General features: G+C 66.1%; 20 protein-coding genes, 3 tRNA genes and 1 pseudogene. 18 read left to right on the top strand and 6 right to left on the bottom strand.

From position 1 onward, the window contains the following. Positions 1-4: 4 nt before the first annotated feature. Positions 5-358 (top strand): RidA family protein, encoded by a 354-nt coding sequence (locus QFZ83_RS05565; RefSeq protein ID WP_306882796.1) that lies wholly within the window; start codon positions 5-7, stop codon positions 356-358. A gap of 6 nt (positions 359-364) precedes the next feature. Here the strand turns inward: QFZ83_RS05565 and QFZ83_RS05570 are convergent, their stop codons facing one another. Both QFZ83_RS05570 and QFZ83_RS05575 read right to left on the bottom strand, forming a co-directional pair. Next, positions 365-1,015 (bottom strand): TIGR02281 family clan AA aspartic protease, encoded by a 651-nt coding sequence (locus QFZ83_RS05570; RefSeq protein WP_307503588.1) that lies wholly within the window; start codon positions 1,013-1,015, stop codon positions 365-367. 7 nt (positions 1,016-1,022) lie between these two features. Continuing rightward, positions 1,023-1,508 carry a YajQ family cyclic di-GMP-binding protein gene (locus tag QFZ83_RS05575; protein WP_013542743.1) on the bottom strand — a complete coding sequence of 162 codons (486 nt, stop codon included), beginning with the start codon at positions 1,506-1,508 and terminating at the stop codon, positions 1,023-1,025. A gap of 45 nt (positions 1,509-1,553) precedes the next feature. Between QFZ83_RS05575 and murB the strand changes: the two genes are divergently transcribed. From murB to QFZ83_RS05590, 3 genes are all read left to right on the top strand, one after another. Continuing rightward, entirely contained in the window at positions 1,554-2,606 is a 1,053-nt protein-coding gene (gene murB / locus QFZ83_RS05580) for a UDP-N-acetylmuramate dehydrogenase (RefSeq protein ID WP_013542742.1), read from the top strand. A gap of 11 nt (positions 2,607-2,617) precedes the next feature. Continuing rightward, a complete protein-coding gene (locus tag QFZ83_RS05585) occupies positions 2,618-3,451 on the top strand; it encodes a hypothetical protein (RefSeq protein WP_307503592.1) in 834 nt (277 codons plus the stop codon). 121 nt (positions 3,452-3,572) lie between these two features. Beyond that, positions 3,573-5,018 (top strand): IS1182 family transposase, encoded by a 1,446-nt coding sequence (locus QFZ83_RS05590; RefSeq protein ID WP_307503597.1) that lies wholly within the window; start codon positions 3,573-3,575, stop codon positions 5,016-5,018. A gap of 132 nt (positions 5,019-5,150) precedes the next feature. Here the strand turns inward: QFZ83_RS05590 and argG are convergent, their stop codons facing one another. From argG to QFZ83_RS05610, 4 genes are all read right to left on the bottom strand, one after another. Then, the gene (gene argG, locus QFZ83_RS05595) at positions 5,151-6,497 is read right to left on the bottom strand and encodes an argininosuccinate synthase (protein ID WP_307503600.1); all 1,347 of its coding nucleotides are present in this window, start codon (positions 6,495-6,497) and stop codon (positions 5,151-5,153) included. A gap of 14 nt (positions 6,498-6,511) precedes the next feature. Beyond that, a complete protein-coding gene (locus tag QFZ83_RS05600; protein WP_307503604.1) occupies positions 6,512-6,838 on the bottom strand; it encodes a pyrimidine/purine nucleoside phosphorylase in 327 nt (108 codons plus the stop codon). Positions 6,839-6,952: 114 nt separating this feature from the next. Continuing rightward, a complete protein-coding gene (locus QFZ83_RS05605; RefSeq protein WP_307503607.1) occupies positions 6,953-7,615 on the bottom strand; it encodes a hypothetical protein in 663 nt (220 codons plus the stop codon). Positions 7,616-7,673: 58 nt separating this feature from the next. Next, a complete protein-coding gene (locus QFZ83_RS05610; RefSeq protein WP_307503609.1) occupies positions 7,674-8,027 on the bottom strand; it encodes an ArsC family reductase in 354 nt (117 codons plus the stop codon). Positions 8,028-8,063: 36 nt separating this feature from the next. Between QFZ83_RS05610 and folC the strand changes: the two genes are divergently transcribed. The 14 genes and pseudogenes from folC (at position 8,064) to QFZ83_RS05680 (ending at position 21,677) form a co-directional block, all read left to right on the top strand. Further along, complete coding sequence (folC, locus tag QFZ83_RS05615; RefSeq protein ID WP_306882801.1) at positions 8,064-9,371, top strand: bifunctional tetrahydrofolate synthase/dihydrofolate synthase; 1,308 nt, start codon at positions 8,064-8,066, stop codon at positions 9,369-9,371. Between the two features lie 60 nt (positions 9,372-9,431). Further along, the gene (locus QFZ83_RS05620) at positions 9,432-10,313 is read left to right on the top strand and encodes an SPOR domain-containing protein (protein ID WP_306882802.1); all 882 of its coding nucleotides are present in this window, start codon (positions 9,432-9,434) and stop codon (positions 10,311-10,313) included. Positions 10,314-10,331: 18 nt separating this feature from the next. Further along, positions 10,332-10,817, top strand: coding sequence for a CvpA family protein (locus tag QFZ83_RS05625; protein WP_306882803.1), 486 nt, complete (start codon positions 10,332-10,334; stop codon positions 10,815-10,817). Positions 10,818-10,828: 11 nt separating this feature from the next. After that, a complete protein-coding gene (gene purF / locus QFZ83_RS05630) occupies positions 10,829-12,334 on the top strand; it encodes an amidophosphoribosyltransferase (RefSeq protein WP_307503610.1) in 1,506 nt (501 codons plus the stop codon). Between the two features lie 8 nt (positions 12,335-12,342). Next, positions 12,343-13,563 carry an O-succinylhomoserine sulfhydrylase gene (locus QFZ83_RS05635; RefSeq protein WP_307503612.1) on the top strand — a complete coding sequence of 407 codons (1,221 nt, stop codon included), beginning with the start codon at positions 12,343-12,345 and terminating at the stop codon, positions 13,561-13,563. 10 nt (positions 13,564-13,573) lie between these two features. Beyond that, positions 13,574-14,963, top strand: a pseudogene (gltX, locus tag QFZ83_RS05640) (glutamate--tRNA ligase). Between the two features lie 73 nt (positions 14,964-15,036). After that, positions 15,037-15,112: transfer RNA gene (locus QFZ83_RS05645), tRNA-Ala, on the top strand. A gap of 55 nt (positions 15,113-15,167) precedes the next feature. Next, a tRNA-Glu gene (locus tag QFZ83_RS05650) sits at positions 15,168-15,243 on the top strand. A 69-nt stretch (positions 15,244-15,312) separates the two neighbouring features. Then, positions 15,313-15,389: transfer RNA gene (locus QFZ83_RS05655), tRNA-Asp, on the top strand. A 74-nt stretch (positions 15,390-15,463) separates the two neighbouring features. Continuing rightward, positions 15,464-16,465, top strand: a complete 1,002-nt coding sequence (locus QFZ83_RS05660; protein WP_307503615.1) for a LysR family transcriptional regulator — start codon at positions 15,464-15,466, stop codon at positions 16,463-16,465. Positions 16,466-16,565: 100 nt separating this feature from the next. Beyond that, positions 16,566-18,137, top strand: coding sequence for an AMP-binding protein (locus QFZ83_RS05665; RefSeq protein WP_307503618.1), 1,572 nt, complete (start codon positions 16,566-16,568; stop codon positions 18,135-18,137). Between the two features lie 14 nt (positions 18,138-18,151). Further along, positions 18,152-19,348 (top strand): acyl-CoA dehydrogenase family protein, encoded by a 1,197-nt coding sequence (locus QFZ83_RS05670; RefSeq protein ID WP_013542728.1) that lies wholly within the window; start codon positions 18,152-18,154, stop codon positions 19,346-19,348. A gap of 50 nt (positions 19,349-19,398) precedes the next feature. After that, on the top strand, positions 19,399-20,394 hold the full coding sequence (locus QFZ83_RS05675) for a tripartite tricarboxylate transporter substrate binding protein (RefSeq protein ID WP_307503623.1): 996 nt from the start codon (positions 19,399-19,401) through the stop codon (positions 20,392-20,394). A 200-nt stretch (positions 20,395-20,594) separates the two neighbouring features. After that, positions 20,595-21,677: a tartrate dehydrogenase gene (locus tag QFZ83_RS05680; RefSeq protein WP_307503626.1), complete on the top strand. Its 1,083-nt coding sequence runs from the start codon at positions 20,595-20,597 to the stop codon at positions 21,675-21,677. Positions 21,678-21,705: the final 28 nt, after the last annotated feature.

Consider the following 21,705-nt stretch of genomic DNA (forward strand, 5'->3'; position numbering starts at 1 on the left):
CACCATGGCAAACATCACCCGCTTTCACGTCGGCCCGCGTCTCTCGGAGACGGCCGTTCACAACGGCACCATCTATCTCGCCGGCCAGGTGCCCGACGACACCACGCAGGACATCCGCGGCCAGACCACCCAGGTGCTCGCCATGGTCGACCGCCTGCTGGCCGAGGCCGGCAGCGACAAGTCGCGCATCCTCATGACGCAGATATTCCTGGCCGACATCACCGACATCACGGCGATGAACGAGGTGTGGGATGCGTGGATTCCGGCCGGCAACACGCCGCCGCGCGCGACGGTGCAGGCCAAGATGGCCAATGCGGCTTACAAGATCGAGATCGTCGTTACCGCTGCTGCGGCCTGACGTTATTCAGTACCGCTTTTCGAGGACCATCTGGTCCGCGTCTCGGCGCATGGAGAAGCGATTGATGAAGCTGTTGCCCAGCAGCACGAAGGGCATCGGCTGCTGCGAGACGACAGCATCGATGTCGTACACCTCCACATCGCCCACACGCACCGACTGCACGCGCAGTTTGTAGCCCTGGGACACGCCGTTGGCGGTGTTCATCTGGATGCGCTGGCCCTTGCTGTAGTCCAGGCCGATGCGCTCGGCATCGGCGGCCGAGAGCGCGATGGAGGTGGCGCCCGTGTCGAGCATGAACGTGACAGCGCGGCCGTTGATGGCGCCCTGTGTCATGTAGTGCCCGCGGCTGTCGGGCGACAACACGATGCGGTTGCCGCCACCGCCTGAACCGCCACCGCCGCCGATGCTCACGGGCGTGTCCATGCGCAGGTTGACGCGCTTGCCTTCGAGCTCGACCACCGCCTGCTCGGCCTGCAGCGACACGAGCTTGACCCCCTGAAAACTCTCGCCGACCGCCACGGTCTTGGGCGGTGCGCCGTTCACGATCAGGATCGCGCGGCTGCCGATGGTGCCGGTGAGCATCACCGAGCCGGCAGCGTGCGCCGCCGCAACGGCAGCCAGAAGACACGCTGCCGTCGCAAGGGCGAGGGGTTTCATGAGGAGATCAGTCGCGGAAGTTGTTGAACGACAGCGGCATGTCCGGCACGTCTTTCTTGATCAGCGCCATGGCGGCCTGAAGGTCGTCGCGCTTGGCGCCGGTGATGCGCACCGCGTCGCCCTGGATCGCGGCCTGCACCTTGAGCTTGCTGTCCTTGACGATGCGGGTGATCTTCTTGGCCTGCTCGCTCTCGATGCCGCTCTTGACCTTGATGACCTGCTTGACCTTGTCGCCGCCCATCTTCTGGACGTCGCCCTTGTCGAGAAAGCGTACATCGACGCTGCGCTTGGTGAGCTTGCTGCGAAGGATGTCCTCGACCTGCACGAGCTGGAACTCGGCGTCACCGATCATGGTGATTTCCTTGTCCTTGAGGTCGACGGCGGCGGCGGTGCCCTTGAAGTCGAAGCGCGTCGCGATTTCCTTGGCGGTGTTCTCGACCGCGTTCTTCACTTCGGGCAAATTGGGCTCGCAGACGGTATCGAAAGACGGCATGGGCTCTCCTGAATTCTTGCGGGTGCTGAATGCGACAATTCTCCCATGATCGTGGAGCACAACGTCCCCCTGCAGCCGTACAACAGTTTCGGCATCGTCGCGCGCGCGCAGCGCCTGGCGCGCATCACGGACGAGGCCGATATCGCCGAGCTCCTGGCCGGCCCCGACTGGCAGGGCGCCCCCCGTTTCGTGCTGGGCGGCGGCAGCAACATCGTGCTGACCGGCGACGTCAAGCCGCTGGTGCTCAAGGTGGAAATCAAGGGTCTGCGGCTGGTCGAAGAGACGCCGCGGGCCTGGATCGTAGAAGCCGGCGCGGGAGAGATCTGGCACGACGCCGTTGAATGGATGGTGCGCAACGGCTACCCGGGCCTTGAGAACCTGGCGCTGATTCCGGGCACCGTGGGCGGCGCGCCGGTGCAGAACATCGGTGCCTACGGCGTCGAGTTGCAGGACCGCTTCGAATCGCTAGACGCCATCGACCTGGACACCGGCCGCAGCTTCACCCTCGATGCCGCCCAGTGCGCCTTCGGCTACCGCGATTCGGTGTTCAAGCATGTGCGCAGCGGCCCCAACGACTTCGGCCTTGCGGGCCGGGCGCTCATCACCCGGGTGCGCTTCCGGCTGCCCAAGCCCTGGAAGGCAGTGGTCGGCTACCTCGATCTCGAACGCAAGATGGAAGAAACCGGCAACTTCACGCCGAGCGCCGTCGACATCTTCGATTGGGTCTGTGCCATCCGCCGGGCCAAGCTGCCCGATTGGCGCGTGCTGGGCAACGCCGGCAGCTTCTTCAAGAACCCGACCGTCACGCCCGAGCAGTGCGCCGACATCATTGCGCGCGATCCCAAGATCGTTCACTACCCGATGGCCGACGGCAGCATCAAGCTGGCGGCCGGCTGGCTCATCGACGCCTGCGGATGGAAGGGCAAGTCGGTCGGCAATGCCGGCGTGTACGAGCGGCAGGCGCTGGTGCTGGTCAACCGCGGCGGCAGCGAGAACCCGGTGACCGGCGGCGAGGTGATGACGCTGGCCAAGGCGATCCAGACCAGCGTGTACGAGCGCTTCGGCATCCGGCTGGAGCCTGAGCCGGTGGTGGTCTGACGAAGTAATCAATGGATCTCGACTTCCTGCACCTGAACTACCGCCGGCGCATCGCCGCGCTGGTGTGGGCGCAGCGGATCGTCATCGTGGCTGGCATTGCTTCGGTATTCCTGGTGCCGGCGCGCTGGTGGGGATCGGCACTGCTGTTCATCGCGGCCTTCTGCTTCGCGGCGCTCCTGAGCCGCATCGAAGTGAGCCTGCGCCGCCAGTTCATCCGCGAGGCGCGGCTGCCGCCCTTCCTCGTCGGCAAGCTGCGCGAAGCCCATCCGCAACTGAGCCGGCGCGATGCCGAACTGGTACTGCGGGGCCTGCGCCAGTTCTTCATGGCGCACCTGCGCAGCGACCGCAAGTTCGTCGCCATGCCTTCGAAGGTGGTCGACACCGCCTGGCACGAGTTCATCCTGCACACGCAGGGCTACCAGAACTGGTGCAAGGCGGCCTTCGGCGGCATGCTGCACCACAGCCCGGCCGAGGTGCTGGGCAAGGACCCCAAGCGCAACGACGGCCTGCGGCGCACCTGGTACTGGTCGTGCAAGGAAGAGAGCATCGATCCGCGCAAGCCGGCGCGCCTGCCGCTGCTGTTTGCGCTGGACATCAAGTTCGCGATTCCCGGCGGCTTCGAGTACGTGCCCGATTGCAAGGCGATAGACCGGCACAACGGCTCGACCTCGCAGTGCGGCAGCGAATTCGGCGAGTCCTCGTCGGATGGGGGCAGCTCGGGTGATGCCGGTGGTTTCGGCGGCAGTGAATCGAGCAGCAGCGGCGAGGGCGGGGGAAGCGGGGACTCCGGCGGCGGCGACAGCGGTGGCGGTTGCGGAGGGGGCTGCGGCGGAGGCGGCGACTGACCGACGCGACACCCCAAAGAGAAACGGGCCCATCCAGGCTGTGTAAATAGTCTGCATTGAGTCCGCGAGATATGCCCCTCAGGCGTTTGTCTGAGGGGCATTTTTCATTGGAGGCTGACCAATGGGACATCGACACGGGCAGCACCGAGGGCAAGCAATGCTGTTTCCTCTGATGCTCGATGAACTGGTGGGGCGGGACGCGTTGGTTCGAGTGGTGGACGCTTGGGTGCAGGCGCTGGATTTGAAGGCACTGGGCTTTGCCAAGGCGCAAACGCAGCGCCTGGGTACACCGCCCTACGACCCGGGCGATCTGCTGCGGCTGTACATCTGGGGCTACCTGAGCGCGATCCGCTCCTCGCGGGCACTGGAGCGCGAGTGCCATCGCAACGTGGAGTGCATGTGGCTGCTGGGGCGCCTGGCACCGGATCACAAGACGATCGCCGAGTTCAGGCGCCAGAACACGGCTGCCTTGGTGGCCAGCTGCGCGGCGTTCGTGCAGTTCGCGCGCCAGAGCCGGCTGATCCGGGGCAGCACGGTGGCCATCGATGGCACGAAGGTGCAGGCGGCGGCCTCGCGCAAGGCGGTGGTGGGCCAGCGCGAGCTGGCGGCCCAGGCGCAGCGCAACGCGCAGGAGATTGCCGCCTACCTGCGGCTGCTGGACAGCCAGGACAGCGACGATGACCAAGGCGGCGAAGGGCCTGGCGGCGGCCCTGGCGCGCCAGATGAAGTGCGCGCCGCCCTCAAGCGCCTGAAGGCCCAGGGCCGAGCCATTGCCAACGAGGCGCAGCAGCTCATGCGCAGCGGCGCGAGCACCGTGGTGCGTGGCGAGCCCGAGGCACGTCCGATGCGCAGTCTGAACAGCCAGCCGGGCTACAACCTGCAAACGGCGGTGGAGACGCAAAGCCACCTGATCGTGGCCCATGAGGTGGTCTGCGAGGTGAGCGATCAGCGCCAGTTGCAGCCCATGGCCGAGGCGGCCAGCAGGGTCCTGGAGCAGCCCTGCACGGTGGTGGCCGACGCGGGCTATGCCAATGGGCAGCAGATCGCGGCGCTGCAGGCCCAAGGCATCACCAGTTACGTGGCGGTCAACCGTTCGGTGAACAACCAAGGCGATGGAAGCCTGTACCAGCCAAGTGCCTTCGTCTATGACGCAACCAGCGACAGCTTCACCTGCCCGGCGGGCCAGTTGCTCCAACGCAAGCAGCTCTCGCGCAAAAACAAGATGGTGATCTATGCCGCGCAGCAAAGCGACTGCGCCGACTGCCAGCGCAAGGCCCAGTGCACCACGGCCAAGCAGCGCTTCGTCTCGCGCCACCTGTACGAAGAGGCATTGCAGGCCAATGCGAGCAGATTGGCCGCGCAGCCCTGGATGATGGCGCTCAGGCGCCAGACGGTGGAACACCCCTTCGCCAGCATCAAGCACCTGATTCTGGGCAATGCCCGGCTGCTGATGAGGCACACGAGCGGAGCGCGCGCCGAGTTCAGCCTGGCAGTGATGGCCTACAACCTCAAGCGGGTGTTCAACATGAAGGGCGCCGCCTGGATGCACCAGGCGCTGCGGGGCTGAGGCCCTTCGCGCATTTGCTCGCCCAATGAAAAATGCCCCGCTATCGCGGGGCATCTCGACTCAAGCGGCCAGCAGACTATTTACACAGCCTGCATCGGGCCCGTTCGTCATTGAGAGCAAGAGCGCGCTGGCTTACTTGCTGCCGCTCTCGTCGTCGTTCGCCAGCTTCGGCAGCGAGGCGCCCTGGCTCGACGACAGCAGCCCGGTGCGGGTGTAGATCGCCAGCTTCTCGCGCGTGTCGATGATGTCCAGGTTGCGCATCGTCAGCTGGCCGATGCGGTCCAGCGGTGTGAACGCGCCTTCGACCTTTTCCATGCTCAAGCGCTCGGGCTTGTAGGTGAGGTTGGGCGACTCGGTGTTGAGGATCGAGTAATCGTTGCCGCGGCGCAGCTCGACTGTCACTTCGCCGGTGATGGCGCGCGCCACCCAGCGCTGGGCCGTTTCGCGCAGCATGATCGCCTGCGGGTCGAACCAGCGGCCCTGGTAGAGCAGGCGGCCGAGCTTGCGGCCGTGGTCGCGGTACTGCTCGATCGTGTCTTCGTTGTGGATGCCGGTGACCAGGCGCTCGTAGGCGATGAACAGCAGCGCGAGGCCGGGGGCCTCGTAGATGCCGCGGCTCTTGGCCTCGATGATGCGGTTCTCGATCTGGTCGCTCATGCCCAGGCCGTGGCGTCCGCCGATGCGGTTGGCTTCCAGGATCAGCTCGACCATGTTCGGGTAGGCCACGCCGTTCAGCGCGACCGGCACGCCTTCTTCGAAGCGCACCGAGACGGTTTCGCGCTTGACCTCGACTTCGTCCTTCCAGAACGCGACGCCCATGATGGGCTGCACGATCTGCATGCCGCTGTTCAGGTGCTCCAGGTCCTTGGCCTCGTGCGTGGCGCCCAGCATGTTCGAGTCGGTCGAGTAGGCCTTTTCGGACGACATCTTGTAGGCGAAGCCGGCCTTCTGCATGAACTCCGACATCTCCTTGCGGCCGCCGAGCTCGTCGATGAAGACCTGGTCGAGCCAGGGCTTGTAGATCTTGAGCGCGGGGTTGGTGAGCAGGCCGTAGCGGTAGAAGCGCTCGATGTCGTTGCCCTTGTAGGTGCTGCCGTCGCCCCAGATGTTGACGTCGTCGTCCTTCATGGCCGACACCAGCATGGTGCCGGTCACCGCGCGGCCGAGCGGCGTGGTGTTGAAGTAAGTGACACCAGCGGTCGTGACGTGGAAGGCGCCGGCCTGCAGCGCGGCAATGCCTTCGTTGGCCAGCTGCGTGCGGCAGTCGATCAGGCGGGCGTTCTCGGCGCCGTAGAGCATCGCCTTGCGGGGGATCTCGTCGTAGTCGGGCTCGTCGGGCTGGCCGAGGTTGGCGGTGTAGGCGTAGGGAATCGCGCCCTTGTTGCGCATCCAGTGCAGCGCCGCGCTGGTGTCCAGGCCGCCTGAGAAGGCAATGCCGACCTTCTGGCCGGCGGGAACGTTTTGGAGGATGGTCGACATGTGAGGGTCCCGGTTCAGCCGAAATGGCAGATGTAGCTGTAGGGCTCGCCGGTCACCCGGATCTGGAAGCTGGAATTGGCCGGCACGTTGAACTTCTGGCCCGGGCCTGAAGCGACCCACTCGCTGGTGCCCGACAACAGGTATTCGCAGCTGCCGGCGGTGCCTTCCATGATTTCAGGCGCACCGGTGTTGAAGGTGAGGGTGGACGGCAGGATCACGCCGACCGATTTCTTGGTGCCGTCCGCGAGCGTGAGGCTGTGGCTCACGCATTTGCCGTCGAAGTACACATTGGCCTTGGTGGCCACTGCGGCGCTGTTCAGAGTGTCGGTAGTCGTCGTCATTGGGTGGCGCCGGCGCGCGGGCGGTCGGCATTCGAGGACGCACCGCGCAGGCGGCGCACCCCTCAGGGGTTGGAAAAGTCCTCGATTTTAGGGGCTTGGCCGAGCCCCAGCCGCTCAACGATGCCAGCCGCCGCGGTAACCGCCATAGCCACGATAGCCGTAGCCCCGGCCGTAGTAGCCGCCACCCCAGCCGCGCGAATAGCCCAGGTTCAGCGAGATGCCCACCGGCGGGTACACGTAGGGCTGTGCGTACGGGTAGGTGTAGGCGGGCTGCACGTACACGGGCGGCGCATACACCGGCGCCGGCTGCGCGTAGACCGGCGCGGGCGCGTTGGACACCACCACGCCGGGTTCGGGCACGACGCTGTCCCAGGGCGAGCCGCTGCCCTGGTATTGCTGCTGCGACTGCGGGTCTTGCTGATACTGGTACGGCTGCTGGTATGGCTGGCCGTTGTTGTTGGCCTCGACCGGATAGGGCTGCAGCTGCGATTGCGGCTGCACGGGCGCGGTGGTCGCACCCGAAGTGGTCACGCCGTAGGCACTGGCCTGGACCGGGATGGTCGCGCCCGGCCGGCTGGTGGCGCGGGTCGTGTACTGGCGGCCCTGGTATTCGTAGGTGACGTTGTAGCTGACGTCGCTGCCGGTCGTTTCGCGGATCGGCGTGGCCGAAATGACCCGGGCCTGGACCACTTGCTGGGCCTGCGCGATGCCTGCGCCCGTCGTCAACAGCCCGACCACCGAAAGCCCCGCGAGGGTGCGAAAAACGTGTCTGTTCATGGTGTTCTCTCCTGCAGATCGGGTTTGGAGGCCGGCCGGCGAGGCGGGGTTCCGGGGTTTACACGGCGTTCACAGCCCAGCTTTCGACGTCGAATCCCGTCGTAACGCCGGTTTTCGCGCCCCAGTTGACCACCGGCCGCTTGATCAGGCTCGGGTTGGCCAGCAGCACGGCACGGGCCGAGGCGGCATCGACGACGCTGTTCTGGGTGGCTTCGTCGAGCTTGCGCCAGGTGGTGCCGCGCCGGTTGACCAGCGCCTCCCAGCCGGGCTTCTTCAGCCACTGGTCGAGCTCGGCCTCGGGCACGCCCTGTTTCTTGAAATCGTGGAAGGTGTAGGCCACGTTGTGTTCGTCGAGCCAGCCGCGGGCGCGCTTGACGGTGTCGCAGTTCGGGATGCCGTATAGGGTTGTCATGGCCGCCATGATGCCGCGCCCGGCGGGTCGGCGACAATGCCGGCCTCCATGGAAACCCTTAACGACTGGCTCGCGCGCGCCGAGCAACTCCATCCCAAGAACATCGAACTGGGCCTCGACCGCGCCAAGGAGATGGCCGGGCGCCTCGGGCTGAAATTCGGCTGTCCCGTTATCACGGTGGCGGGCACCAACGGCAAGGGCTCGACCTGCGCGATGCTCGAGTCGATCCTCACGCATGCGGGCTACCGCACCGCCGTGTTCACGTCCCCCCATCTTGTGCGCTTCGAAGAGCGGCTGCGCCTGAAGGGCGAATCGGTCGATGCTTCCAAACTGATAGCAAGCTTCGAAGTGGTGGAGAAGGCGCGCGGCGACATGGCACTGACCTACTTCGAGTTCACCACCCTCGGCATCCTGCACCGGATGATCGAAGAAAAGCCCGATGTGGCGATTCTGGAAGTCGGCCTCGGCGGCCGGCTCGACGCGGTCAACATCATCGATGCTGATTGCGCGGTCATCACCAGCATCGACCTGGACCACATGGACTATCTTGGCCCCGACCGCGAAAGCATCGGCTTCGAGAAGGCCGGCGTCCTGCGCGCCGGCAAGCCGGCCATCGTGAGCGATCCGATGCCGCCGCAGAGCGTGATCGACCACGCAAACGCCATCGGCGCCGACCTCTGGCGCTTCGGGACCGACTTCAACGTGTCGGGCGACAAGCAGCAGTGGGGCTGGTCGGGCCGCGGGCGGCGCTACAGCGGGCTGGCCTATCCGGCGCTGCGTGGCGCCAACCAGCTCATCAATGCCGCGGGCGTGCTCGCGGCGCTCGAGGCGCTGCGTCCGCAATTGCCGATCACGGCGCAAGCGGTGCGCAACGGTCTCGCGATGGTCGAGTTGCCGGGGCGCTTCCAGATCGTGCCGGGCGAACCCTCGCTGGTGCTCGATGTGGCGCACAACGCACACGCGGTCGCGGCGCTCGCCGAGAACCTCGATGCGATGGGTTTCTTTCCCACGACGCACGGCGTGTTCGGCATCATGGCCGACAAGGACCTCGCGCCGATCTTGGCGCGCATCGGCCCGCTGATCGACCGCTGGTACTTCACCGACCTGCCCACGCCGCGCGCCGCCAAGGCGGTCGATCTGCAGGCTGCCTGGCAGGCGCAGAACACCCGCGCCGACGCCTCCGGCAGCGTGCATGCAGGCCCCATGGACGCATTGCGCGCGGCCATCGAGCACGCAGACCCCGCTGATAGAATCGTGGTCTTCGGATCGTTCTTCACCGTGGGTGGCGTGCTCGAAAACGGCACCCCCCGGCTGCAAGCCAAACACCTGTCGCCGGGCGGCTGACCGACAGGTCTCCGCACCATCTGGCATCACCTCGCTGCACTCCTTCAGGGATCGAACTTCATGGCGTTTTTCAAGTTCCGCACGCGCGGCCCACAAGGCAACGAAGGACGCAGCGCCCCGGCGGCCGTCCCTGCGGAAAGTGTCGAAACCATGCGTCGGCGTGCGCGCCATCGGCTGCTGGGCGCCGCGGTGCTGGTGCTGCTGGGCGTGATCGGATTCCCGCTGCTGTTCGACACCCAGCCGCGCCCCGTGTCGGTCGACATCCCCATCGAGATTCCGGACCGCAACAAGGTCAAGCCGCTGCCCGTGCCCGCCGCACCTGCAACGCCTCCTGCGACGAGCAGCGCACCGCCCGCACCCGAAAGCAGTTCCCGCGTGGCGGCCGCCTCCTCGGCCGGCGGCATGATCACCGAGACCGCCGACGGCACCGTGATCGATTCCGGCAAGCCGGTGGCCAGCACGTCGCCTGCCGTCGAGACCAAACCCAAGCCCGAGCCAAAACCCGAGCCGAAGCCGGAGGTCAAGCCAAAGCCGGAGCCCAAGCCCGAAGTCAAGCCGGAACCCAAGCCAAAGCCTGAACCGAAACCCGAGGCCAAGCCGAAGCCGGAGCCCAAGCCAGCCGCCTCGGCGGACGATGGTGCACGCGCCCGGGCCTTGCTCGAAGGCAAGCCCATCAGCGCCACGCCCAAGCCTGCCGCCGCCGACGAGGCTGCCGGCCGCTTCATCGTGCAAGTCGGCGCCTTCGCCGATGCCGACAAGGCGCGCGAAGTCCGGCAGAAGCTGGAGCGCGCCGGCCTCAAGACCTACGTTCACGTTGCCAAGACGGCCGATGGCGAGCGCACGCGTGTGCGTGTCGGCCCCTTCGCGTCGCGTGCCGAAGCGGACAAGGCCGCGGAAAAGGTCAAGGGCTTGTCTTTGTCGGCCGCGATCCTCACGTTGTAAACGCAGGCGCCTGCTGCCGTGGCCCTGCTCGACTGGATCGCTGTCACGCTCATCGTGGTGTCGATGCTGTTCGGCCTCATGCGGGGGCTGGTGTTCGAAGTGATTTCGCTGGCGGGCTGGGTGGCTGCATTCATCGCCGCCCAGTGGCTGGCTTCCGATGTGGCAGCGTGGCTGCCGTTCGGCGAGCCGCAGGCGACGTGGCGTTATCCGTTGGCCTTCGTGCTGGTGTTCGTGGGAGTGGCGTTCGGTGTGGGGCTCATTGCGGCCCTCACGCGCAAGCTGATCACTGTGGTGGGCCTTCGGCCTGTGGACCGGATTTTGGGAGCTGCCTTCGGTGCGGCGCGGGGCGCAGTGGCCCTGCTCGTGCTGGCAGTCATTGTTCATTTGCTGGTGTTGAGCGACAGTGCCTGGTGGCGCGACTCGCTCAGTGCCGGTGTTCTCGATGCGGCACTGCAGGGCCTGAAACCCGCGCTGCCTGAAAAGTTGGCAAGCTACCTGCCCTGAAGGAATCGCTCATGTGTGGAATCGTCGGCGTTGTCAGCAACGCACCCGTCAACCAGTTGCTCTATGACGCGCTGCTGCTCCTGCAGCACCGCGGCCAGGACGCGGCCGGCATCGTGACCTTGCTGGAACGCAAGTTCTTCATGCACAAGGCCAAGGGCATGGTGCGCGACGTGTTCCGCACCCGCAACATGCGCGGGCTGCCGGGCAATGTAGGCCTGGGCCAGGTCCGCTACCCGACCGCCGGCAACGCCTACAGCGAAGAAGAGGCGCAGCCCTTCTACGTGAACGCGCCCTTCGGCATCGTGCTCGTGCACAACGGCAACCTCACCAACGCGCACGCGCTGCGCTCGGAACTGTTCTCCACCGACCACCGCCACACCAACACCGAGAGCGACTCCGAAGTGCTGCTCAACGTGCTCGCGCACGAACTGGAGCGCTCGTCGCGCGGCGTGCCGCTGCATCCTGCCGAAGTGTTCGCCGCGGTCAAGAACATGCACAAGCGCCTGCGCGGCTCGTACGCCGTGGTCTCGCTGATCGCCGGCCACGGCCTGCTCGCCTTTCGCGATCCGTACGGCATCCGCCCGCTGTGCATGGGCCGCAACGAGAAAGACGGCACCGTGATGGTGGCCAGCGAATCGGTTGCGCTCGAGGGCTCGGGTCATGTGTTCGAGCGCAACATCAACCCGGGCGAAGCGGTGTTCATCGACCTGGAAGGCAAGGTCCATTCGATGCAGTGCGCCGAGGCGCCCACGCTGAACCCGTGCATCTTCGAATTCGTCTACCTGGCCCGCCCGGACTCGGTGCTCGACGGCATCTCGGTCTACCAGGCGCGCTTGAACCTGGGCGAAACGCTGGCCAAGCGCGTGGTCTCGACCGTGCCGCCGAACCAGATCGACGTGATCATCCCGATCCCCGAATCCAGCCGCCCGAGCGCCACGCAACTCGCGCATCTGCTGGGTGTGCCGTACCGCGAAGGCTTCGTGAAGAACCGTTATGTGGGCCGCACTTTCATCATGCCGGGGCAGGGCGTGCGCAAGAAGTCGGTGCGCCAGAAGCTCAACGTGATCGCGAGCGAGTTCAAGGGCCGTAACGTGCTGCTGGTCGACGACTCCATCGTGCGCGGCACCACCAGCCGCGAAATCGTCCAGATGGCGCGCGATGCCGGTGCCCGCAAGGTCTACCTGGCCAGCGCCGCGCCGCCGGTGCGCTACCCCAATGTCTACGGCATCGACATGCCGACCAAGGACGAACTGGTCGCGCACGACCGCACCGTCGAAGAGATCCGCGAACTGATCGGCTGCGACGCGCTGATCTACCAGGACGTCGACGCCATGAAGCGCGCCATCGGCTCGCTCAACTCCAAGCTCGACGGCTTCGACGCCTCGTGCTTCGACGGCGTGTACGTGACCGGCGACATCGACACCGACGCCATCTCGCGCATGAACGGCAACCGCCCGCGCATCGAAGAGACCGAAGAAGATTCTTCGCGCCTCGCGCTCCCCAACCACAGCGAGTGAGAGCTGAAGTGACCGACGTACGAACCCTGCCGCCCGGACTACACCGCGACACGCTCGCGCTGCGCACCGGGCTGGCGCCCAGCCAGCATGGCGAGCATTCCGAAGCGCTGTTCCTCACCAGCGGCTTCGTGCAGCCCGACGCTGAAACCTCGGCACGCCGCTTCGCCGGCACCGAGCAGGGCTTTACCTACTCGCGCACTTCCAATCCGACGGTGACCAGCTTCGAGCAGCGCCTTGCCGCGCTCGAAGGCACAGAAGCGGCCATCGGTGCATCCACCGGCATGGGCGCGATCCTCATGATGTGTATGGGCCTGCTGAAGGCTGGCGACCATGTGATCTGTTCGCGCTCGGTGTTCGGCTCGACGCTGAACCTGTTCGGCAAGGAGTTCGCGAAGTTCGGCGTCGAGACCACTTTCGTCTCGCAGACCGACGTGGCCGAGTGGCGTGCGGCGATCAAGCCGAACACCAAGCTGCTGTTCGCCGAGACGCCGACCAATCCGCTGACGGAAGTCTGCGACATCAAGGCGCTCGCCGACCTCGCTCACGATGCGGGCGCGCTGCTCGCCGTCGACAACTGCTTCTGCACGCCGGTGCTGCAGCGGCCGGCCGAACTCGGCGCCGACCTCATCATTCATTCGGGCACCAAGTACCTCGACGGGCAGGGCCGCGTGATGGCGGGCGCGATCTGCGGTCCGTCGAAGCTCATCGTCGATGTGTTCGGCCCGGTCGTGCGCACCGCCGGCATGGCGCTGTCGCCGTTCAATGCATGGGTCGTGCTGAAGGGCCTTGAAACGCTAGGCATCCGCATGAAGGCGCAGTGCGCGAATGCATTGGCCGTGGCGCAGTGGCTAGAGCAACAGCCGGGCGTCGCGCGTGTCTACTACCCCGGCCTCGCTTCGCACGGGCAGCACGAGCTCGCGATGCGCCAGCAGTCGGGGCAGGGCGGGGCGGTGGTGTCGTTCGACGTGGTCGGCGACACGCCGGAAGCGGCGCGCGCCAATGCTTTCCATGTGATCAACAGCACGCGCGTGGTGAGCATTGCCACCAACCTGGGCGACACCAAGACCATCGTCACGCACCCCGGCACGACCTCGCACGGCCGCCTGACCGAAGTGCAGCGCCAGGCGGCTGGCATCAGCCAGGGCCTGATCCGCGTTGCGGTCGGCCTCGAATACATCGACGACATCACGGCCGACCTTTCGCGCGGCCTGAGCACCCTGAATTCCTGAATCGAGTTTCATGACCGGCAAAGTTCGCACCCGCATCGCTCCGTCTCCTACCGGCTTTCTTCACCTGGGCACGGCCCGCACCGCGCTCTATTCGTGGGCCTACGCGCGCCACCACGGTGGCGAGTTCGTGCTGCGCATCGAGGACACCGACGTGGCCCGCTCCACGCAGGACTCGACCGACCAGATCCTCGCCTCGATGCACTGGCTCGGCCTCGACTACGACGAAGGCCCGATTTACCAGATGCAGCGGCTGGAGCGCTACCGCGAAGTCATCGCGCAGATGCTCGCGGCCGGCACGGCCTATCACTGCTACTGCACGCCCGCCGAGCTCGACGAGATGCGCGAGGCGCAACGCGCGCGCGGCGAAAAGACGCTGTACGACCGCCGCTGGCGCCCCGAGCCGGGCAAGGTGCTGCCGCCCGTGCCCGAAGGCGTGCCGCCGGTGGTGCGCTTCTGCAATCCGCCCGAAGGCGACGTGACGTGGAACGACCTGGTCAAGGGCGAGATCACGATCAACAACCGCGAGATCGACGACCTCATCATCCTGCGGCCCGACGGTGTGCCCACCTACAACTTCGCGGTGGTGGTCGACGACTGGGACATGAACATCACGCACGTGTTCCGCGGCGACGAGCACATCAACAACACGCCGTGGCAGATCAACATCTTCCGCGCGCTGGGCGCACCGCTTCCTCAGTTCGGCCACGTGCCGGTGATCCTGGGCGACGACGGGCAGAAGCTCTCGAAGCGCCGCGGCGCGGTGAGCGTCACTGCGTATGAAGAGAACGGCTACCTGCCGGAGGCGATGCTGAACTACCTCGCGCGCCTGGGCTGGAGCCACGGCGACGACGAGCTCTTCACGCGCGAGCAGATGGTGAGCTGGTTCGACGGTTCGCACCTTTCCAAGAGCCCCGCGCAATGGGATGCGGCAAAGCTCGCATGGGTGAACGCGCAGTACATCAAGGCGAAGGCCGATGCGGAACTCGCACCGCTCGTGGCCGCGCAACTGAAGAAGCGCGGCATCGAGGCGGACGACCGGCTCGCGGCCATCTGCGCGCTCTTCAAGGATCGCTGCGAAACCACCGTCGCGCTGGCCGACTGGGGCCGCGGCGTTCTACGCGGACGTGACGCCGAGCGAAGCCGATCTCGCGCAGCACGTCACCGATGCGGTGAAACCCGTCATCGCGACGCTGGCCGAGAAGCTCGCGGACGTGACATGGGAAAAAGTTTCGATCGCCGCGGCCATCAAGGAAGTTCTGGCCGCGCATTCTGTGAAAATGCCCGTGTTGGCCATGCCGGTTCGCGTCCTTGTGATGGGAACACCGCAGACGCCATCACTCGATTCGGTGCTCGCACTCTTTTCTCGCGAAAAAGTTGTGGAGCGTTTGAAAAGGGCCTGATTTTTCGGTCTATAATTTGAGGCTCGACACCGACACACGGTAATTCTGAAAAGAAAAGCCCGAAAGTCAAATTGGGGGTATAGCTCAGCTGGGAGAGCGCTTGCATGGCATGCAAGAGGTCATCGGTTCGATCCCGTTTACCTCCACCATCAAAAGTGTCGAGAAGAAGATAAGTGCTGATCGCAGCACGGTTCCTAAGGTTTTGACCCTATCGTCTAGAGGCCTAGGACACCACCCTTTCACGGTGGCTACCGGGGTTCGAATCCCCGTAGGGTCGCCAGTTTCATGCAAGTGAAGCAGGCACAAGTCGTCAGCACTTGGCTCCGCAAGGAGTGAACGTTGTCTACCAGGAGTGGTAGTTCAGTTGGTTAGAATACCGGCCTGTCACGCCGGGGGTCGCGGGTTCGAGTCCCGTCCACTCCGCCAGATAAAACCCCTCGCAGCTTTCGAGCCGCGAGGGGTTTCCTCTTTGTGGGCTGCCCCAAACGTTGGCAATACACATGGACCTTCGCGCGCTTCGCTACTTCATCGCAGTGCTCGAGGCGGGAAGCCTCTCCCGGGCCGCGGCTTCGCTCTACGTGGCCCAGCCTGCGCTCACCGCGCAGATAAAAAAGCTCGAGAACGAACTCGGCACCCAGCTCTTCGAACGCTCGCATGCAGGCGTCACGCCGACGACCGCGGGCATGCAGCTCTATCACGACGCGCGCCGGCTGCTGTCCGATGCGGCCGCGCTGCGGGAGCGCTTCCAGCGGCCGCCGAACGGTCTCGAAGGTTCGGTCACGCTGGCAATTCCCTCGCTGCTTTCATCCTTGCTGCTCGGCCCTGTGCTGATGCGGCTGAAAGAGCGGCATCCGCTCGTGCGCGTCTTCGTGCTGGACGATCTGAGCCTCATGGTGAGGAAAGCCATGCTCGATCGCCGGGCCGATGTCGGCATCCTGGTGGACACGCCGGTGCTCGAAGGCATGGCGTGCGAGCCGTTGGCGGAAGAGTCGATCTTTCTTTGCGGCTTCGACGTCGGCGGCATCGCAGCACCGCTGGTGAAGCGCCCGCGCAAGTCCGCATCCGGCAAGGCGGTCACGCGGCGCGGCATCGGTGACATCGCCTTCGCGAAAGCCGCGCAGCTCCCGCTGGTGCTGCAGTCGCGGCGCTTCAATATCCGGCAGCAGGTCGAAGGTGCCGCATCGAACCTCGGCATCGAACTCAACGTGGCCTACGAACACGATTCGGCACGCGTGCTGCGCTCGCTCTACCAGGCCGGCGCAGGCTTCACTTTCACGCCCGGATGCGCGCTCGACGCCTCGGCATTGACGAACGAACACTGGATCTGCGCCCGCGTGACCGAGCCCGAACTCAAGCGCAGCTACACGCTCGCGACGCCCGCGAACCGTGCGGTCGATCCGGTCGCGCAGGCGCTGATCGATGTGCTGCGCGAAGAGATCGAGCGCATGGTCGGCGAAGGAATCTGGAAGGCCGAACTCCCGGCCGGCCATCAGAAAGATTGATGCCTTCGCATCAGCAAACGGTATTTCCTCCTCGAGCGCCTGCGCCGCGATAGTGGCGGCAGTCCACCCGAATGCAGAGGTGGCGCACAGGAGATAGCTTTTGAATTCCACATCCTTCGAGGTCGCCAACGTCGGCGACCTCGTCTCTCGCGCCTCCCGCGCGTTCTCGAAACAGATCGCGATCAAGAGCCCGGCGCGATCGATCACTTACGACGCACTCGACCGGCGTTCCAACCGCCTGGCCCATGCGGTGCTCGCACAGGGACTCGCACGCGGCGCCCGGGTCGGCGTGTACTTGCCCAATTGCATCGAGGTCGTCGAGCTCGAACTCGCCTGCTACAAGGCGGCGCTGGTGAAGGCGCCGATCAATTCGCGGCTCTCGCCCGTCGAAGTGGCCGAGGTCATCGCGAACAGCGAGGCCGAGCTGATCGTGACCACCGCCGCGCGGGCCGAAGCATTCCTTCCCTTCTTGAAAATCTCAGCGCCGCGTCTTCTGCTGATCGACCAACCGGAAGGCGCATCGAACAGCTACGAGGCTGCATTGGCCGTCGCAAGCGATGTGTTCGAAGCCGTGCGCGTGCGCTCCGACGAACTGGCCGTGCTGCACTACACCTCCGGTTCGAGCGGCGTGCTGAAGGCGGCCATGCAGACCTTCGGCAACCGCCTCGCGCAACTGCGCAAGTTCCTGATGCGCGCCGACGGCATGCGCCCCGGCGAACTGCTCGGACTCGTCGGTCCCATCACGCACGCCTCGGGCATGCAACTCGTGCCGGCGCTTTGCAGCGGCGCGACCATCCGGCTGTTCGACGGCTTCGAGCCCGGGCGCTTTCTTGCGGAGATGCGCGCCGACCGCGTCGCCCACACCTTCATGGTGCCTACGATGATCAACATGCTGCTCGCGCACCTCGAGGGCCAGTACCTCCCGCTGCCCGATCTGAAGCGGCTCGGCTATGGCGCGGCACCGATGGCGCCCGCGCGCATCCTGCAGGCGATGGACGTGTTCGGCCCCGTTCTTTCGCAGGGCTACGGCGCAGGCGAGACGACTTCGGGCGTGTGCGGCCTCTCGGTCGAAGACCATCTGTTCGCACGCGCCGCGCGGCCCGAGCGGCTCGCGTCCTGCGGCCGGCCGTTCCTGGAGTCACGCGTCGAGATCGTCGATGACGAAGGTCAGCCCGTCGCAGTCGGCGAGATCGGCGAGATCGTGGTCAGCGGCCCCGACGTCTTCGCCGGCTACTGGCGCGCGCCCGAACTCACGGCCGAAGTGCTGAAGAACGGCGGCTATCACACCGGCGACCTCGCGCGTGCCGACGACGACGGCTACATCTACATCGTCGACCGCAAGAAGGACATGGTGATCACCGGCGGCTTCAACGTCTATCCGTCGGAGGTCGAGGCGGTGCTTTACCAGCACTCGGCCGTCGCCGATGCCTGCGTGTTCGCAGTGCCAGACGACAAATGGGGCGAGGCCGTCGCCGCGCACATCGTGCTCAAGCCCGGCGAGGCGCCCGATGCGGCCGTGCTCGACGCCTTCTGTGCCGACCGGCTCGGCGGCTTCAAGCGGCCTCGGATGATCGAGTTCGTTTCGGCGCTGCCCAAGAACGCCAACGGCAAAGTGGCGCGCAAGACCATCCAGGCCCCGTACTGGGCCGACCGCGCGCGGCGCGTCAATTGAAGAACAGAGGACCCATGACTTCATCTACCCCGGCAACGGCCCCGTTCGAAGGCTCGGCAGAGGCCGCCGAACTCTCCGCGCGCATCGGCGATTTCATCCACGGCGAACTGGCCGCGATCGTCCGCGAGCACGGCATCAACCACGAGCGAAGCCCCGACCGCGAGACGCTGCGGCGCGTCTGGCGGCGCTCGAACGAACTCGGCTTCTACGGCATCACCTTGCCCAAGGCGATGGGCGGCCTCGGCCTGTCCGTGCTCGACCATGTGCTGATCAAGGAGGCCATCTACGCCAGCGGCTCGCCGCTCGCACCGCACGTGTTCGGCGAACTCAGCGGACCGCCCCGGGTGGGCGCGTTGGCGCGGCAGGCCACGCCCTACCAGCTGGAAGCGTTCATCCAGCCGGTGGCGAATGCAGACAAGGCCATCTGCTTCGCGTTGACCGAGGCCGAAGCCGGCTCCGACGCCGGCGCCGTCCAGACGCGCGCCGAGCGGCAGGGCGACGACTACCTGCTCACCGGCCGCAAGCGCTTCATTTCGGGATCGCCGTTCGCGGACTTCGCGCTGGTCATGGCCTCGACCGCGACCGATCCCGCCCAGCGTGAGATCTCGGCCTTCTTCGTCGACCTGGGCCAGCCGGGTGCGCGTGTGGAGTCCGGCTACAAGACCATGGCCGGGCAGTCGCACACCGGCGACATCGTGCTGGAAGCCTGCCGCGTGCCGGCGCGCAACATGATCGGCGAGCCGGGGCGCGGCCTCGCACTCGCACTCGGGCGCATCACGGTGAACCGGCTGCTTCATTGCCCCGCGATGGTCGGGCTCGCGCGCGTGGCGTTGAACGATGCGCTGGACTATGCGCGCGGCCGGCGCCAGTTCGGCCGCGCGATCTCGCAGTTCCAGGCCGTGCAGCACATGCTGGCGAACATGGCGACGGACCTTGCCGCAGCGCGCGGATTGATGATCGCCACCGCGCGCCAGATCGATGCCGGCGGCGAGGCGCGCGCCGAGGCTTCCATGGCCAAGCTCTTCTGCTCCGAAGCCGCGTTCCGCATCGCGGACTCGGCCGTGCAGATCCATGGCGGCGAAGGCATCGTGCAGGGCCGGCGCGTGGAGTTCCTGTTCCGCATGCTGCGCATGTACCGCGTGCTCACCGGCACCAGCGAGATCCAGCGCAACACCATCGCGCGCGAACTGCTGGGCGATCCAGCCGCCTGATTGCAAGCGCCGCGCCTCCTACAAGAACCAGATCGAGAGACAAGACAGACATGAATCACCAGGATCACCTCGCCACCCGGCGACAACTGTGCAAGGCACTCGCCGCGTCGCTGCTGCCCGCCGCATGGCCGGCGTTCGCCGCGGACGCCGATTGGCCCAGCCGCCCCATCAAATGGGTGCTTCCCTATCTCGCGGGCACGGGCCCCGACAACACCGCGCGTGCGCTGGCCGAGGCGGTCGGCACGCTGCTCGGGCAACCGGTGGTCATCGAGAACCGCGGCGGCGCCGCCGGCAACATCGGCGCGCGGCTGGTGGCGCGCGCGCCGGCCGATGGCTACACCTGGATCTACTCGGCCGCACCAATGGCGGCCAACATGCGCATGTACGCGAACCCCGGCTACGACGCGATCAAGGACTTCCGCCACATCATGCGATTGACGACCTCGGACATCCTCCTGATCGTCCATCCCTCGTCGGGCATCGACACCGTGCGCGATCTCATCGAGCGCACGCGCGCCAACCCGGGCAAGCTCGACTACGCGTCCGGCGGCGTGGGCACGCCGTCGCACCTGGGCATGGAGCTGTTCCTGAGCGCGGCCGGTGTGCAGGCGATGCATGTGCCCTACAAGGGCGCCTCGGAGCTGGTCAATGCGGTGCTCGGCAAGCAAGTGCTCTTCGCGATGCCGATCTTCAGCGTCGCCTATCCGCACGTTCAGGCCGGCCGGCTCAAGGCGCTGGCCGTGGCCGGCAGCCAGCGCAACCCGGCGCTGCCCGAGTTGCCCACGCTGGCCGAGGCGGGCGTGCCCGGCGTGTCGCTCACGTCGTGGGGCGGCATCTCTGTGCCGGCGCGCATGCCCGATCCGATCGTCGCGAAGATCCATGCGGCATTCGAAGAGGCGCTGCGCAAGCCGGCCGTGCGCACCATCATCGAGGTCTCGGGCGGGAGCGTCAGCCCCTCCAGTTCGCAGGAGTACGCCAAGGGCTTCGTGCAGGAGATTGCGCTGACCGAAACCATGATGAAGAAGGCGCAGCTCGCGCCGATGTGAGGCCCGATCGGACCCTCAAAGCCTTCTTGAAAATAGAAGGCTTACGCGATTTCAGGACCAAGCAGAGTTATCAATTTCCTCGGCAATGCGCTCGTAACGCCTTCTGATATTGGCAATACAAAGTACGTGCCAACCCCGATCCTGCGGCACGACTCCTGCTTCTAGACTTGCTCGCGAAACAGTCTTCAAGCAGGTACTCGATGCAGCAAAGAAAACACAGAATCGCCGTCATTCCGGGTGACGGCATCGGGATCGAAGTGGTGCCCGAAGGCCTTCGCGTGCTCGATGCGGTGAGCCGCAAGTTCGGCATCGAATTCAGCTTCGATCACTTCGACTGGGGCTCCGACCACTATGTGCGGCACGGTCTCATGATGCCGGCCGACTGGGACGAGCGCATCAAGGGCCACGACGCCATCTACTTCGGCGCCGTCGGTGCGCCCGACAAGGTGCCCGACCACATCGCCGTGTGGGGCCTCCTCATCAAGATCCGCCGCGAGTTCGACCAGTACGTGAACCTGCGTCCCGTGCGCCTGATGCCCGGCGTGCCCGGGCCGCTCGCGCACCGCAAGCCCGGCGACATCGACTTCCTCGTGGTGCGCGAAAACACCGAAGGCGAATACACCTCGGTCGGCGGACGCCTCTTCGAAGGCACGCCGCGCGAAATGGCGATCCAGGAGGCCGTGTTCACGCGCCATGGCGTCGACCGCATCCTCAAGTACGCCTACGAGCTCGCGAGCAAGCGCCCGCGCAAGAACCTCGTGGCGGCGACCAAGTCGAACGGCATCTCGATCACCATGCCGTACTGGGACGAGCGCCTGGCCGAGATGGCCAAGCGCCATCCCGACATCGCGACGAGCAAGTACCACATCGACATTCTTTGCGCGCACTTCGTGCAGCACCCCGACTGGTTCGATGTGGTCGTGGCCTCCAACCTCTTCGGCGACATCCTGTCCGACCTGGGCCCGGCATGCACCGGCACCATCGGCATCGCGCCGTCGGCCAACCTGAATCCAGAGCGCGCGTTCCCGTCGCTGTTCGAGCCGGTGCACGGCTCGGCGCCCGACATCGCGGGCAAGGGCATCGCCAACCCGATCGGCCAGATCTGGTCGGCCGCGCTGATGCTCGACCACCTGGGCAACGGCGACCCCGTGTATGCGCAGGCTTCGGCCGCCGTGCTCGCGGCCATCGAGACGGTGCTGAGCGAAGGCCCGCGCACGCGCGACATGGGCGGCACGGCGAACACGGTCGACGTGGGCCGCGCCATCGCGAGCTGCATCGGATGACGCGCCGGCTCCGCACGAAGCATCGAGA

The organism is Variovorax sp. W1I1, from assembly GCF_030815625.1.
GTDB classification, from domain to species: domain Bacteria; phylum Pseudomonadota; class Gammaproteobacteria; order Burkholderiales; family Burkholderiaceae_C; genus Variovorax; species Variovorax paradoxus_C.